The 15098-nt window shown below is 68.3% G+C and carries 12 protein-coding genes; 6 read left to right on the top strand and 6 right to left on the bottom strand.

What is annotated here, in order from left to right; all coding sequences use genetic code 11:
• Positions 1 to 37 precede the first annotated feature (37 nt).
• Together ACFVDO_RS07475 and ACFVDO_RS07470 are read left to right on the top strand one after the other, a co-directional pair.
• The gene (locus tag ACFVDO_RS07475; protein ID WP_378855285.1) at positions 38 to 445 is read left to right on the top strand and encodes a YciI family protein; all 408 of its coding nucleotides are present in this window, start codon (positions 38 to 40) and stop codon (positions 443 to 445) included.
• 14 nt (positions 446 to 459) lie between these two features.
• A complete protein-coding gene (locus ACFVDO_RS07470) occupies positions 460 to 1599 on the top strand; it encodes an RNA polymerase sigma factor (RefSeq protein ID WP_378855412.1) in 1140 nt (379 codons plus the stop codon).
• Between the two features lie 195 nt (positions 1600 to 1794).
• Here the strand turns inward: ACFVDO_RS07470 and dcd are convergent, their stop codons facing one another.
• The 6 genes from dcd to dnaB form a co-directional block, all read right to left on the bottom strand.
• Entirely contained in the window at positions 1795 to 2463 is a 669-nt protein-coding gene (gene dcd, locus ACFVDO_RS07465) for a dCTP deaminase (protein WP_378855287.1), read from the bottom strand.
• The gene (locus tag ACFVDO_RS07460) at positions 2460 to 3761 is read right to left on the bottom strand and encodes a hypothetical protein (RefSeq protein ID WP_378855289.1); all 1302 of its coding nucleotides are present in this window, start codon (positions 3759 to 3761) and stop codon (positions 2460 to 2462) included. The genes dcd and ACFVDO_RS07460 overlap by 4 nt, the downstream gene beginning before the upstream one ends.
• Before the next feature lie 2 nt (positions 3762 to 3763).
• Positions 3764 to 4240 (bottom strand): hypothetical protein, encoded by a 477-nt coding sequence (locus ACFVDO_RS07455; protein ID WP_378855291.1) that lies wholly within the window; start codon positions 4238 to 4240, stop codon positions 3764 to 3766.
• Entirely contained in the window at positions 4237 to 4695 is a 459-nt protein-coding gene (locus ACFVDO_RS07450) for a MerR family transcriptional regulator (protein WP_378855293.1), read from the bottom strand. The genes ACFVDO_RS07455 and ACFVDO_RS07450 overlap by 4 nt, the downstream gene beginning before the upstream one ends.
• 744 nt (positions 4696 to 5439) lie before the next feature.
• The gene (locus tag ACFVDO_RS07445; protein WP_378855295.1) at positions 5440 to 6489 is read right to left on the bottom strand and encodes a S66 peptidase family protein; all 1050 of its coding nucleotides are present in this window, start codon (positions 6487 to 6489) and stop codon (positions 5440 to 5442) included.
• A 134-nt stretch (positions 6490 to 6623) separates the two neighbouring features.
• On the bottom strand, positions 6624 to 7991 hold the full coding sequence (gene dnaB, locus ACFVDO_RS07440) for a replicative DNA helicase (protein ID WP_378855414.1): 1368 nt from the start codon (positions 7989 to 7991) through the stop codon (positions 6624 to 6626).
• Between the two features lie 609 nt (positions 7992 to 8600).
• Here dnaB and ACFVDO_RS07435 point away from each other — a divergent pair.
• The 4 genes from ACFVDO_RS07435 (at position 8601) to ACFVDO_RS07420 (ending at position 15094) form a co-directional block, all read left to right on the top strand.
• Positions 8601 to 9758: a hypothetical protein gene (locus ACFVDO_RS07435; RefSeq protein ID WP_378855297.1), complete on the top strand. Its 1158-nt coding sequence runs from the start codon at positions 8601 to 8603 to the stop codon at positions 9756 to 9758.
• Positions 9759 to 10166: 408 nt separating this feature from the next.
• Positions 10167 to 11294: a hypothetical protein gene (locus tag ACFVDO_RS07430; RefSeq protein ID WP_378855299.1), complete on the top strand. Its 1128-nt coding sequence runs from the start codon at positions 10167 to 10169 to the stop codon at positions 11292 to 11294.
• A 94-nt stretch (positions 11295 to 11388) separates the two neighbouring features.
• A complete protein-coding gene (locus ACFVDO_RS07425; protein WP_378886850.1) occupies positions 11389 to 13374 on the top strand; it encodes a beta strand repeat-containing protein in 1986 nt (661 codons plus the stop codon).
• Between the two features lie 319 nt (positions 13375 to 13693).
• Positions 13694 to 15094, top strand: coding sequence for an FAD-binding oxidoreductase (locus tag ACFVDO_RS07420; protein WP_378855303.1), 1401 nt, complete (start codon positions 13694 to 13696; stop codon positions 15092 to 15094).
• The last annotated feature ends 4 nt before the right edge of the window (positions 15095 to 15098 follow it).

Genomic DNA, 15098 nt, shown 5'->3' with positions numbered 1-15098 from the left:
GCGGCCAGAATGGGGCCGCACCGAACAGGAGGTCATCATGGCCAAGTATCTGATGCTCAAGCACTACCGCGGCGGACGCCCCTCGACGAACGCGGTCCCGATGGACCAGCTCACGCCGAGCGAGTGGGCCGCGCACATCCAGCACATGCACGACATGGAGGAGCGGCTCAACGCGTCCGGCGAGCTGGTCTCCGCGGAGGGGCTCTCAATGGCGGGCTCCTGGGTCCGGTACGACGGCGAGGGGCGCCCGCCCGTCGTCGACGGACCGTTCGCCGAGACGAAGGATCTCATCGCCGGGTGGATGCTCGTCGAGGTCGACTCGTACGAGCGAGCGCTCGAGATCGCATCCGAGCTGTCCGCCGCTCCGTGGGCCGGCGGCGAGCCGCTCGGCGAGTGGCTGGAGCTGCGCGAGGTGATGAGCGCGCCGCCCGCCGACGCTGCGTGAGATCGATGACTCCGATGGACGCCGCGGCGCTGCGTCGCGCGATCCCGGATGTCGTGGGCATCCTCGTCCGGCGCGGAGCCGACTTCGCGTCGGCCGAGGATGCCGCGCAGACGGCGCTGCTGCACGCGCTCGAGCGGCCAGGGCAGACGGAGATCCGCGACGTCCGGGCGTGGCTCGTCACCGTCGCGTGGCGCGCATTCCTCGATCAGGTGCGCAGTGACACGGCGCGCGTGGCCCGCGAGGAGCGGATCTCGTACGAGCCCGAGCCCGGACCGGTGCCGCAGCACGACGACACCCTCGCCCTCTACTTCCTCTGCACGCATCCGGTGCTGACGTCGGCGGCGGCGATCGCCCTGACGCTGCGGGCGGTCGCCGGCCTGACCACACGGCAGATCGCCGACGCCTACCTGGTGTCCGAGGCGACGATGGCGCAGCGCATCAGCCGCGCGAAGCAGCGGCTGGCCGGCATCCCGCTCGATGAGTCCGGCGACCTTTCCCGCGTGATGCGCGTGCTCTACCTGATGTTCAACGAGGGCTACTCGGGCGAGATCGACATCGCCGCCGAGGCGATCCGCGTCACACGGCAGCTCGCCGCGCTGACTGACGAGCCCGAAGTGCGCGGACTGCTGGCGCTCATGCTGCTGCATCACGCTCGGCGCCCGGCTCGCGTGATCGACGGGCAGCTCATCCCGCTGGCCGATCAGGACCGCTCGCTCTGGGACGAGCGCGCGATCGCCGAGGGAGTGGACATCCTGCAGTCCGCCCTGATGCTCGATCGACTCGGGCAGTACCAGGCGCAGGCGGCGATCGCGGCGCTGCACGCCGACGCGCAGACCGCCGCCGAGACCGACTGGGTGCAGATCGTCGAGTGGTACGACGAGCTCCTCGCCTTTGGGGACTCACCGGTGATCCGCCTCGGCCGCGCCGTCGCCGTGGGCGAGGCCGACGGCGCGCGGGCGGGCCTCGCCGCCCTCGCCGCAGTGGACGACGACGTGCCGCGCTACCACGCGGCGCTCGCCTACCTGCACGAACGGGCGGGAGAGACGGATGCTGCCGCCGCGGAGTACGCTGAGGCCGCGCGCCGCGCGACCAGCGTGCTCGAGCAGCAGTATCTGCTGCGTCAGGCGGAGCGCCTGCGGGCGGACCTCAGTTGAATTCGAGTGCACTCGCCGCCGCCGTTGGACGGTCGGAGCATTCCGCCGGGCTGTGGGAGATCTAGATCGCTGGCCGCCAATATCAACGCCCAGGCCCTGACTCTTGCTCGCAAACTGCCACGTTGGTAGTCTTCCCGCTGATCGCAGGTGGTCTCGCGTCTTTCAAGGGCAACGGCCGGAGGGCAACGCTCCCAATCAGGCATCGGCATCGTCGCCTGCGGGCACCTTCGCCCCGCGGGCATGCATCTTGTTCGTGATCGTGATGAGTCGCTCACGCTCCTCATGCTCCCAAGCAAGTCGGTTGCTCTCTGGCCCGAGAGGCGCACGGTACTTTCCGTTGGTCGAGTACGGCGCGCCCGCGGATTGTGCCGTGCGCCAAAGCTGAAGCTGGGCGATCCGCAAGCCTGGACGGAGCACAATGGGCACCATGCCCGCGTTGACAAGCTCAAGGGTGAGGGAGCCACGGAACCCGGGCTGAACGGCTACGGCAGTAGCAACGAGAAGCCCGAGTCGCCCCCACGATGAACGACTCAGAACCTGACCGATCACGTCGTCCGGGAGCACGACAAATTCGAGAGTCGCTCCCAGCGCAAATTGTCCCGGGTGGAGCACATACTGATCCCCAAGCGGCACGTAAGTGCGCAGGTCAGCGACTGGACGTGCGCGCGGGTCTTTCTCAGCGAACGGATCAATCGAGGCGCTGTTTTGACGCGGTGTCTCCAAGAACTCCGTGCCGAGGCGAAGGTCGATGCTCCCCGGGCCGACTTGCTTTTCCGGATCTAGTAAGGGCGTGATGATGAGCTGCCTCGACGGGTTGGTTTCGGCAAGCATCAAGCGGATATCGGTGTCCGTGAGCGCGGTCATTTCGCCCTCCATTCGGACACGATCTGGGAGTACTCGATCGCCTTTACGATCACAGCGTTATAGTCCTGGTCTCCTGCTGCCAGCGCGACAGTCGGCGATTCATCGCCCCGCACGGAGATTGACGCCATCCAACCTGCGAGCACGACCTGCCATGGAGAGAGCACGACGCCGTCGATATCGACCAGCGGTACACCTTGAGCAAGCCATGTAGCCGCTTGATCGATTCGAGCGCCCTCTTGTGGGTCCAATGGGCTGACAATATGCTGCGAAGCGATCTGCTTCCTCTCTGCTGCACTAGCAGAGATTGCTTCCCGGAGAAAGGTCTCCTCTGGTCTGCCGGTGAGAACAGGCTGGGTCGAGACCTCACGGAACCACTTCGTCAGATTGGGGGCTCGATCTTCGATGAATGGCGTCCAACCGTAGCTGTCTACGACGTCAAGCGCGAAACCAATGCGATCCTGAATGTCCGGATGCGATCTTCCGGCTGCCGCAACAGCGGTCGGAGGGACGAACGCAGCGAATGCGAACAGGAAGCTCGGACCGGTCAGGGCGATCGCAATCGCATCGCACAACAGTTCTGCCGACCATGCCTGGAAAGCCTGCGCCAGCCCCGCCGTCTGCTGCTGATCGCCACCGAAGCCTAGCCGCGCAAAGGCATCGTCAATCTGCCTTCCTGCCGGCCCGCTTTGGATCCGGTCTTGCAGCTTCTTCAGCAGCTCGCGTGTCACCGCGGTATGCGCAACTTCGTGCGCCAGCACGGGAGAGAGAAGCACATTGTTTGGATCCAGGGCAGGCAGGTTGAAGGCGATCGGGTGGCGCCCCGAGTACATCCGGCCTTGCGGCCCAAGTGCCGCAAGGAGCTCATCCATCGGGCCAACAAGGTCGATGGTCGAGTACATGTTTCTGGTGTCGAGATGGATGATGGGATCGCCTGAGTCGATGACGACCTGATCTATGAGCACATCCACAAGGTGCTGAAGACCGACGGGCACGTCCGCCCGCGCGACGGCGTCACGATAGGTCGCCATTTTGGCGTGAAGTGCATCTAGGAGGATCTGTAGTCGTTCTAGCCTCTGGCCCGCGTTTGCTCGCAGTTGCCCTCGGGCGGGTTCTTCCACCCCCTCGGCCACGGAGATATCGCTGACGATCGTATCGGCGTCACTCCTGAACTCGCCATGTACGTGCCGCAGGAGTTCCTTCCACTCCCCACCGCGGCCGTCGGGGAGCCCTTCAATGTGTCGCTTGACGCTCTCAAGCCTCGTTTCGGTGCGAGCGAGCAGCAGCCCAAGATTCTCCACGACTATGCGAGGAAGGTGTGTCCGCTGACCATGCGCGAAGCTGACCGCATGGTCGACTGCGAGATTTGCGTAAATTCCCTTCGCACGAGATCAATCGCGTCAGGGTTCGGTACCTGTTCCGTGAGCGACTCCAGGGCACCTGCTAGTCCCACCAGCCAGGGCTGGAGATCATCGACCTGCGGTTCGGGTGCTCCGCCAATATCGTCCGAACCGGGCGAGGAGAAGTGGACCAAGTCATCAAGCACCGAGTGCGCGTCCCAGATGGTGCGCCGGTGCGCATACTGAGTCGCCGCCAGGCGGAAGATCCGAGCGGCCTGCGGGACCGCGACCAACTTGTCCGAGTCGAGCGTCCCTAGCTCGATGATGATGAGCTCCCGCAGGACCGCATCCGCCATCGAACCAATGGTCGAGAGCTGTGTAGCGCGTGAATAGTCGATATCCAACTCGCCCACGCCATGCGATTCGAGTACCAGACTCATGCTGACCTCCTAGTTTCCCCACCGCTAATAGCAGCAACCGACTCCGCTTCCGCGCGCAAAGCGTCGACTGAGAGCGCCACGATATGAAGCACACCTTGTCCGGGGGCCGCGATGAGTGAGACCAAGTTCTTCCACTCATCAACCTGTATCAGGTCCCCTCCGTCCCAGTACAGCATGTGATCCCTAAGCGTGGCCGACCAGGTGTCGCGCAACATGGCCTGTGCTTGCTTCAGAACACGCACCGAAGCCCCGGCGTCTCGTAGCTCCTTCAACGCTCGGACACACACGACATCGAGGACTGACCACTGTCGGGTTCGCCTTCTTCCGCTGCCTCCACGCACTGATGGCGCAACCAGCCCAGTCCTGACCCAGTAATCGAGCGTGGAGTACGGCAGGTCACAAAGGCGAACAACCTCAGGAGTCTCGAGGTATGGAGTACTCCGCTCAGCCGCCATGTCTAGAGGATAGCCGGGCTAATGCTTAAACCCAGCATTGGCACTAGGGCGTACTCTCGCGACGAGCAATGCTGGAGCATTTAAGGTTTGCCCGCCAGAGCGCTGAGGCGCGCAGCGAGGTCGGAGCGAGCCACAGTCTCCGGACGGACACAACCGTTGCCGGCCGGTCGACGTCTACCAGTTGCTAGATTCGGATGGTCTTGCCACATTTTCCACATCGGATGAGCCCATGCCGCGTGACCTTGACGCCGACGAAGGTGTGGCGGCAGTAAGGGCAAGTAATCGTCGGGATCGATGCCATGTCGGTTCCAATCGCTCTGAGGATGAGGTGTCTGGCACTCTAGAGCTGGTCTCCGACGTTGGGGCCAAGCATTCTCAGTGCTTGCGCACACTGTAGACATATGGAGCTCATCGAGCGTCGGTCAGTGCAGCAGGCAAGTCGGGCGTAATCGTGGCGAGCAGACGGCGGTGAACGGGCGTGAAGACAGTGGGAGATCAGCGAGCACTATGTCACGGAGCGGGAAACGAACTGTGGCCGCCAAAAACAAGAACGCACCGACCTCGGTTGAAGTCGCCGCCTCCGCCGCCATGTAGGTTCCTGCCCGGGATGGCGGGGAATGGCGCGATTCCGCGCGCAGTTGGCAACGGTATCGCAGCCGGTATTCCATGCGAGATGGCGGATTCCTACACGTCACCAGAACGGGCGATCACCTCGCCCGGAATGACGAGGACGATCGACCGGAACTAGTACTCCCCGACGACGGTCCGGTTCGTGCCGTCGAGGGTGACGGTACCACCGTGCGGAATGATCCACTGCGGGCGGGTGTGTCCGAAAGGCACGCCCACGCACACGACCGCGGCGGGGTTGTACCGGGCGACCTGTTCGATGATCGTGTCCCGCTGAGCGGCTCGCAGTCGCGCACGCTCAGCCGCGGGCGGTACGGGTGCGCCAAGTTCGCTGACCGGAGGTCGGGCGACGAGTACACCGGCGACGACGTCGAGCACTCCGCGCTCGCCCAGGGCGCGCACCCAGCGCTTGACGTGAACTGCGGGTGGTGCCTGTCCGCCGGTCTCCAGCAGCAGGATCGCGCCCTCCAGGTCGCTCAGAGCGGGCATACGACCGGCGACGGCGATCTGGTCGACGACTTCGATGCAACCGCCCCAGCTCCTCCCAGACACGACATCGCCTGGACCAGCCCAGATCCATGCTTCGGTGGCCTCGCGCGCGCCGAATTCCGTCAGGGCGCGGGGATCGTCCCATGGCTGCCCGAAGTCCTCGGACTCGCCGGGTTCGGTGAGCTCGAGCGTGCCGCCGTGGAGCAGGGCAGCGCGCAGCGACCGCAGGTGGACGTCGTCGAGGTACGGGCCCGGCCCGAGATGCACCTGAGTGGATCCGCCGTAGAAGCTCGGCACGCCGAGATTCCAGAGCAGGTTGTGCAGGTTCGTGTTGTCGCTGTATCCGACGAACGGCTTCGGGTTCGCCGCGAGCACGCCGGCATCGACGTGCGGGACCACCGTCACCTGGTCATCGCCACCGATTGTCGCCAACACAGCCCGAATATCCGGATCGGCGAACGCCGCGGTCACGTCGGCGGCTCGGGCCTCCGCACTCGCACCCAACTGACGCGTAGTCGGGTACTCGACCGGGATCAGCCCCGTTGCCTCGGTCAGACGTCGCATCGCCTGCTCGTGCAGTGCGGGTGAGATCGCTGGGGCGGCGGATGCCGGCGAAATCACGGCGACACGGTCACCGGGACGTGCTTTGGGGACGGCTTCAAACCACCTCGCGACCATCCACCGATTAGACCAGACTGCTCAGCCCCCGATCAATGAGACGCCCTCCGCCGAGATGGCAGCACTGCCAACTGCCTGCCTTCTGTGCGCGGATTTTGCCAGGTTCACGCGGAACCTACAGACGCGCGCGGACCTCAGTTGAAGTCGCCGCCTCCGCCGCCACCGCCGAAGTCTCCGGGGGCCATATCCATGAACCGGGAGTAGTGGCCCTGGAACGCCACGTTGATCGTCGCGGTCGGACCGTTACGGTGCTTGGCGACGATCAGGTCGGCCTCGCCAGGACGCACGTCCTTGTCGTAGACGGAGTCGCGGTGCAGCAGGATCACCATGTCGGCATCCTGCTCGATCGAACCCGACTCACGCAGGTCGCTGATCGCGGGCTTCTTGTCCTGACGCTGCTCCGGTCCGCGGTTCAGCTGCGAGAGCGCGATCACCGGGACCTGCAGCTCCTTCGCGAGCAGCTTCAGCGCACGCGAGAACTCCGAGACCTCCTGCTGACGCGACTCGACGCGCTTGCCGCTCGTCATCAGCTGCAGGTAGTCGATGATCACCATCTTCAGCCCGGCCCGCTGCTTGAGTCGGCGGCACTTCGCGCGGATCTCGACCAGCGTCATGTTCGGGCTGTCGTCGATGTACAGCGGTGCGTCGTTGATGCGACCTCGGGTGGCCGCGACGGTGGTCCAGTCGCGCTGGTCCATCGTTCCCTTGCGCAGGTTCTGCAGCGGCACCGCGCCCTCGGCGCTGAGCAGGCGCATGGCGATCTCCGCCTTGCCCATCTCGAGCGAGAAGAAGATCGACGGCTGGCCGTGGGCGATGGATGCCGCGCGGGCGAAGTCCAGCGCCAGCGTCGACTTACCCATGGCGGGACGCGCGGCGACGACGATCATCTGGCCTCCGTGCAGGCCGTTCGTCAGGTCGTCGAGCTCCTTGAAGCCGGTCGGCACGCCCGTCATCGTGCCGTCGCGGCCGCTCGCCGCCTCGATCTCCTCGAGTGCGGCGTCGACGGCGATGGTCAGCGGGACGTAGTCCTCGGCGGTCTCGGTACCGGTGACCGAGTAGATCTCCGCCTGGGCGCTGTTGACGATCTCGGTCGCGTCGCCCTGGCCGTCGTAGCCGAGCTGCACGATGCGGGTGCCGGCATCCACCAGGCGGCGCAGGATGGCGCGCTCCGCGACGATCTCCGCGTAGTAGCCGGCATTCGCGGCGGTGGGAACGATAGAGGTGAGCGTGTGCAGGTAGTCCGCGCCGCCGGCGCGGCCCAGCTCGCCGGTCTTGATGAGCTCGTCGGTGACGGCGACGACGTCGGTCGGCTCGCCGTGCGAGTACAGCGACAGCACCGCCTCGAAGATCAGCTCGTGCTTCGGCACGTAGAAGTCGGCGCCTTTGAGAGTCTCGAGCACGTCGGCCACCGCGTCGGCCGAGAGCATCATGCCGCCGAGGGTGCTCTGCTCTGCGAGCAGATCGTGCGGGGGTACGCGCTCCGGTCCACGGGGTGCGCCCATCCGGTCCTCGGTGATGTCGGCGATCGACACTGTGCTCCCTCCGGCTCCGGCCACTCCGAAACGCACGACTCGGGGGTCGCGCGATCGCGATCGGATGCTCGTAGCGGGCCGCTGTGAACAGCGAATCACGCACCCCCGACATCCGGTCGCTCCCCAACGCTAGAAGTCCGCTCCCGCCACTGCAACACAGCCTGTGGATAACTCTGTGGACAGGGTGCGGACAACGTGGGAGTGTCTGTGAAGAACCTCTGTGGACAACCCAGTGGAGAGTTTCCCTCCAAGACCTATTTATCGTGCATGAACAGGGAGTTTCATTTTCCTCACCCTGTGGATGGAAATCGGTTTAAAGCGATGCTTGAAGGTTGCTCGCCGCGCGTGTCGATGTGCACAACCTGGGGAGAACCGTCGATCCGCGCCCTGCCGCGCGACGCCGCGGTCGACACGCCCGGAATCCGCGTTCCGGAGCGCAAGATCCCCCTCGACGGACTCAGCTTCGTGGCGTACCCTGTACGGAATCTGCGTGTCATCCGACCGCGAAGCGCAACATCCCGAACTACGACGAGCCGAGACCCGCGTCTCAACCCGAACGGAGACAGTCGAGTGACTGCCGTGACCTCCCGGCGCCGTGTGCCCACGGTCGCTCTCTGGGGTGCACTCGGCGTACTCGCGTGGGTCCTGCTGGTCGCGCTCTTCGGCGGCGGAGCAGCGCACGCATCGGATCGCGGCGCGCCGCACGACCGTCCGGGTGCCGCCTCGGCACAGAACGCGCAGCGCACAGCCCACCAGGCGCCCGCTCGGGCGGACAAGGAGGCCGCGTCGCACCACCGGCAGGCCCCGAAGCAGCAGGAACGAGACCGCCGCGGCGACCACCAGGCTTCAGCGAAGGCAAAGGCGCCCGCGAAGGCGAAGGCACCCGTACCCGGGAACACGCACGCGACCGCGAAGAAGGGCCCGGCCGTCGTCGATCAGGTTCGCGGCTTCGCACAGGCGACTCACGCGCCCCGCAACGAGGCCGTCGCGCCCAAGCAGGGCGCGACTCGCACGGGGTCGACCGTCCCGAAGCCCATGATGCTCGCGGCATCCGCATCCGCATCCCGTCCTTCCGACGACAGCGCGGATGCCACGGCCTCGATCCTCCGACCGGCGGAGTTCGCGGCGTTCGCGGCGCAGTTCGACGCCGGTGATCACGCCGGCGACGCGTACGACAACGAAGGCGCGGCCAAGAACGCTGCCGCGTGGACCGAGTCGATCGTCAAGAAGGCCTATCAGGCCGCATCGCACCCGCCGTCCTCGCACCACGCGCGCTACTGGCGCGACGGCGGCTCCCAGGCTCAGCAGGTCAGCGGCAGGCACCGCGGACACGAGAGCTCCGGCGCAGCCCGTCACGGTAAGCACCGCGCAGCGCCCGCAGGCGTCGTCCGCACCGCACCCTCGGCGCGGAGCGCGGTCGCCTCGTCATGGACGCGCGCGGTCGTCGAGCACCGCCCCGACGCGACCGTCGTGGCGACGCAGAGCACGACGCCGCCCGACTCGCACGATTCGACGCCGTCCGATGACACCTCCGCCGACCTCGAGCTTCCCGGCCCCTATTCGCCGGCCGCTCCGTCGACCACGACCCCGAGCAGCTCGAGCGGCCCGCTCGCGCTGGCATCCGGAATCAACGACGACATGCCGATCCACGAGGGCACGCCCGTGCGCGCCGCTGAGGCGACGCAGTCCGTCGTGCCCGCGGCGCCGGTCTTCACCACCGACGTCTCACCCGACTGATCCCTCCGGCCGCATCCGTGCGGCCCATCCGACATGCTGCGGTGCCCCCCGCATCGCGGCATCCGGTGCCTCCGTCGACCTCTGGTCCGGATCACCGGTGCGGATGCGCGGACCCGTCGGGACACCTCCCCCTCCCCGTCCCGGCGCCCGTCCCCGTCCGCAGCTCGGGGCATCGCGAAACCCCTCCCCCCTCCCTCGCGATCGCCCCACGGATGCCGGCCGGCATCCCCGCCGCCGGCATTCGAGGGCGGATGCCTCTCACCTCCCGAGAGGCATCCGCCCCCTTCTTCTTCACGGCTCCCCGATGCTCGCTGTGATCCAGCGTGGACAGAACGGCCGCGCGAGGGTAGTCTCCCGCCATGGGCGCGTTGCGCTCGGTGATCGTCGTCTTCGGGGAGGAAGCACAGCGTGAACGCCGTCGTGTCCCGACGCCGCATTCCCGCGGCCGTCCTCTGGGGCGCCTTCGGAGTGCTGGCCTGGGCCACGATCACGCTGATCTCCGGCGGCTCCGCCGCCCATGCAGATGAGCCAGAGAACCCGCTCGGCTCGCTCACCTCGGCCGTCAGCGGCGCGGTGCACACCGCGACCTCTCCTGTCACCGATGCGCTGAAGCCGGTCACGAAGGCGGTCGCTCCGGCCGTCACGGCCGTGACCGCACCGGTCAAGCCGGTCGTCACCAAGGTCGTCTCGCCCGTGGTCACCAAGGTGGTCGCACCGGTTGTCACGAAGGTCGTCGCCCCGGTCGCGAACGCGGCTGCCAAGCCGGTCGCGAAGGCCGTTCCCGCTGTGGTCGACACCGCGGTCACCGCCGTCACCAAGACCCCCGTCATCGGCGGGATCGTCGCCCCGGTCGCACAGGCCGCCGGCGACACCGTCAAGGCAGCGACTGCCCCGATCACCGGCATCCTGCGGGATGCCCCGGTCTCGTCCGCCCTCGATCCCGTGCTCGGCGTCGTCAGCGGTGTCCCGATCGTCGGTGACGTCGCCGACGGCCTGGGCGTGACGGACCTCGTCCGCGATGTCGCCGGAACGGCAGACGCCGCAACAGGCGCAGTCACCGACGTGACGGATGCCGTGCTGCCGCCCGTGGTCGACGCGATCACGCCGTCGGATGAGAGCGAGCCTGCTGTGCCTGGCACCGCGGCCGAGCCCTCTTCGCCCGCCGTCGTCGGCGATGCCCCCGCCCCTGCCGCGGTCGAGACGCCGGCTCAGGCTGCGCAGGCCACGACTGCGCCGGGATCCGAGGCATTGGCGGCGCTGTTCGCCTCCGCGACACAGGTCGCAGGCGCAGAAGCGGATGCCGGAGACGCGACTGCCCAGCCGCATCCCGTCGATCCCGCAGTCGCGCCCGTTCCGGCGCCTGCGCCGGCATCCTCGTCGTCCGTCGGCGGCTCCGGCGGTGGCCCGACGACCATGAACGCGCGCATCGATGATGCGCTGCACAGCCCTGCGCTTCTCGGCCTCGGGGCTGCTCAGGCGACCGACGACGTCCTGCCGACGTCGCCCGTCGCCGACTCCGACGTCTCCCCCGACTGACGGGGTCTCGCTGTCGCCTGAGGGCGACGACAGAGCGCTGCGCGCGTCCGCGCGCAGCATCCGAGACCCGATCATCAGTCAGGGGGACTGAACCATGCATGCAATCATCAAGCGGGCCCTGTGGGGCACGCTGATCGCCGGCGGCATCACGCTGCTCGGCGCCACGGCCGCGAACGCGGCCGAGACATCCGGCCACGACGGAATCCTGTCCGGCACTCAGGCGGTCGCGCCGATCAGCGCACCGGTGCAGATCGGCGGCAACGCCGTATCCGTGCTGGGCACATCGAAGGCGACCTCCGCCAGCACACCGCCCGCCCAGCCCGCACCGGCGCCGACCGCACACACCAGCGGCGGCAGCGGTACGGCATCCGGCTCGCAGGCGGTCGTGACCGTCAACGTGCCGGTCACGGTCAAGAACGTGTCGGCCGGCCTGCTCGGCACCTCGAAGTCGGCTCCGGCGCCCGCGTCGGCGGCCGCACCCGCGACGGCTCCGAAGCCGCTCATCACCACCTCCGGAGCTCAGGGAGCGCTCTCGGGAACCCAGGCCCTCGTGGCCGTGAACGCGCCGATCACCGTGACCGGCAACAGCCTGTCGGTGCTCGGGAGCAGCACCGCCCACGACACCACCGCCGCGCCGGCACCCGCCGCTGCGGCTCACGCGTCGACGGCCACGACCGACGGTGGGTCATCGGTCGCCGGCGGCACCCAGGCCGTCATCCCGGTGAGCGTGCCGATCGACCTCGGCGGCAATGCGATCTCCGTGCTCGGCAGGAGCACGGCCTCCGGCGGCGGCTCCGCTCCGGCGGCGCCTGCGGCCGGGACCACTGATGCCGGGACCGACGGCGGATCGTCGATCGCCGCCGGCACCCAGGTGGATGCCCCGATCACGGCGCCGATCACGGCGAACGGCAACGCGATCGCGCTGCTCGGCACGAGTGATGCGAAGGGAGCATCGGCGGGCGCACCCGCCGCATCCGCGGCTCCGGCGACGGACGCCACGACCAGCGGCTCCGGCGCGGCGCTCGGCGGGACGCAGGTCGTCGCACCGGTGACAGCTCCGATCACGACGAACGGCAACGCGGTCTCCGTCCTCGGTGACAGCGCCGTCGGCGGCACGGCACCGGCAGCACCTGCATCCGCGGCGAACGCCGGCACGCCCCGCACCGACGGAACGGACGGGGCGCTCGGCGGGACGCAGGTCGTCGCGCCGGTGACAGCACCCGTCACCGCCTCTGGCAACGCGGTCTCCGTCCTCGGAGAGAGCTCGGTCGGCGGCACCGCACCGGTTTCCCCGGGCACCACGCCCCCGGCGTCCGGCTCGGCCGCGACCACCGACGGCGGGTCCTCGCTCGGCGGAGGCTCGCAGATCGTCGCACCGATCACCGCACCCGTGAACGTCGGCGGAAACGCGATCGCCGCACTGGGCACCAGCACGGTCGACAAGTCTGGTTCGGCCGGGTCGGGCACGGGCTCCGCGCCCGCTCCCGGGGCCACCACCGACGGTGACGGATCAGTGCTCGGCGGCAGCCAGGTCGTCACACCGATCACCGCGCCGGTGACGATCGGCGGAAACGCCATCTCGGCCGCGGGGACCAGCACGGTGACCGGCGGATCCGGCTCGGCGGGCGGCACGCCCGGCAGCGCGGGGAACCCGGTGACCGACGGCCTCGGCTCGCTGCTCGGCGGAACGCAGATCGTCGCGCCGATCACTGCACCGATCTCGATCGGCGGCAACGCCATCTCCGTGGTCGGCGAGAGCACGGTGGAGGACCCGGGTACGAACCCCGGAACCGACCCCGGTACAGACCCGGGGACCGACCCCGGCACCGACCCGGGAACCGACCCCGGTACAGACCCGGGGACCGACCCGGGGACCGACCCCGGTACCAACCCGGGAACCGAACCCGGCACCAACCCCGGCACCGCGCAGCCCGCTGCCCACGGTGGCGGCGCGGCGACGGCGGAGGGCGGTGACACGCTCGCCTCGACCGGAGGGAACGGCGGTGCACCGCTGCTCGCCGCCATCGCCGCTCTCCTGCTGCTGGCAGGCGCCGGACTCATGCGACGCCGCGTCGCGTGACTCCCGTCCGGGAGGCCCGCGTACGCGCGGCCTCCCGGATGCACCCAAAGACCCCGTCGACATCGGCGCCCATCGCCGGAGGGGCAACCGCGCCGGTGTCGACGGTGCGGGTGATCGGTATTCCCAGCCGGCATCCGCAGTCCGGGCCGTGACCATCTCCCATCCCCAACCCGGTCCGGCCCGGTGGGGCGAGATCTCCCAGTCCTCGCCCCCGGCGGGTGTCTCCTCCTCCCAAAGGAGACACCCGCCCACTCCCTTGCAACTCGTGCCATGATTGGATTCTGGATACAAAAGGGTGTCCACCGATCCCGGAGGCGTGATGACCGATACCTCATTCCTGTCCGCGACAGACGACCTGCCCGGCTCCGAACCCGACGGTGTGCGCATCGTCCGCGCATCCGATCCGGGCTGGGACGAGCTGCGCGCGACCTACAGCCTGCTGATCGACCAGCAGCCCTCGGCCATCGCGGTCCCACGCGACGCCGGCGAAGTAGCCGCCGCCGTGCGCTACGCCCGCGCGCACGGCCTGCGCGTCGCCGCACAGGCCACAGGGCATGGCGCGAGCACTCTCGGAGATCTCGCCGACACCCTCCTGGTGCGCACCGCCGCGCTCGACGAGGTGAAGGTTGATACCCGGACCGGCCGCGTTCGCGTCGGGGCCGGCGTGCGCTGGAGCGCGGTCGTCCCACAGCTCGCTGAGGCCGGCTTCGCCGCACGGCACGGCTCCTCGCCGACCGTCGGTGTCGTCGGCTATTCGCTCGGCAGCGGGATCGGCTGGCTGTCCCGCAAGCACGGGCTGCAGCCGGACGCCATCACGGCGATCGAGTGCACGCTCGCCGACGGTACTCAGGTCAGGGCGGATGCCGAGAACCACGCCGACCTGTTCTGGGCGCTGCGCGGAGCCGGCGGCAACGCTGCTCTCGTCACGGCGGTCGAGTTCGGCACCGTTCGCCAGTCCCGTGTCTACGGCGGCGCTCTCTCGTTCGCGGCAGACAAGGCCACCGAGGTGCTGCAGACGTGGGCGGACTTCCTCACGGACGCCCCGGAGGAACTCACGACCTGGGTCACGATGTACAACTTCCCGGATGCCCCGCATCTGCCGGACGCCATCCGCGGCCGCTCCTTCGTCTCGGTCATGGGCGTGTACCTGGGCGAGGGCGGCGACATCGACGCCGCAGTCCTCGAGGCCGAGGGTCGCCGCCTGCTCGAGCCGTTCCACGCCCTCGGCCCGTTCCGCGACACGTTTGCGGCCATGTCTCCGGTCGAGATCCCCGGCATCACGACCGACCCGCCGGGTCCGGTCTCCTCGCGCGGCACGACAGCCCAGATGTCGCGACCGACGCCCGAGACGATCGCGCAGGTCGTCGAGCTGATGACCCGCAAGGCCCTCATGCTCGTTCAGTTCCGCCACGTCGGCGGAGCGCTGCACCGTGCGGTCCGCGGCGGCGGCGTGCGGGAGACCGTTCCGGGCGACGTCACGATGTACTCCGTCGGAATCCTCGCCAACCCGGATGCCCGAACCGCCGTGCTCGCTGATCAGGACAGGCTCGACGAGATCGTCGCTCCATACCGCGTCGGCAGGTTCGCGGGATTCATCGAGTCGCTCGGCGACCCCGAGGAGCTGTTCCCGGCCGCGTCTCTGGAGCGGCTGCGCGAGGTCGTCACCCGCTACGACCCGGACGGCCTGTTCCGCTCCAGTAAGCCTGTTCCAGGGATCTGACTTC

The organism is Microbacterium sp. NPDC057741 (assembly GCF_042798735.1).
Taxonomy (GTDB): Bacteria; Actinomycetota; Actinomycetes; order Actinomycetales; family Microbacteriaceae; genus Microbacterium.
The sequence above is the reverse complement of the archived record's forward strand: the minus strand, read 5'-3'. Positions and strand labels throughout refer to the sequence as shown.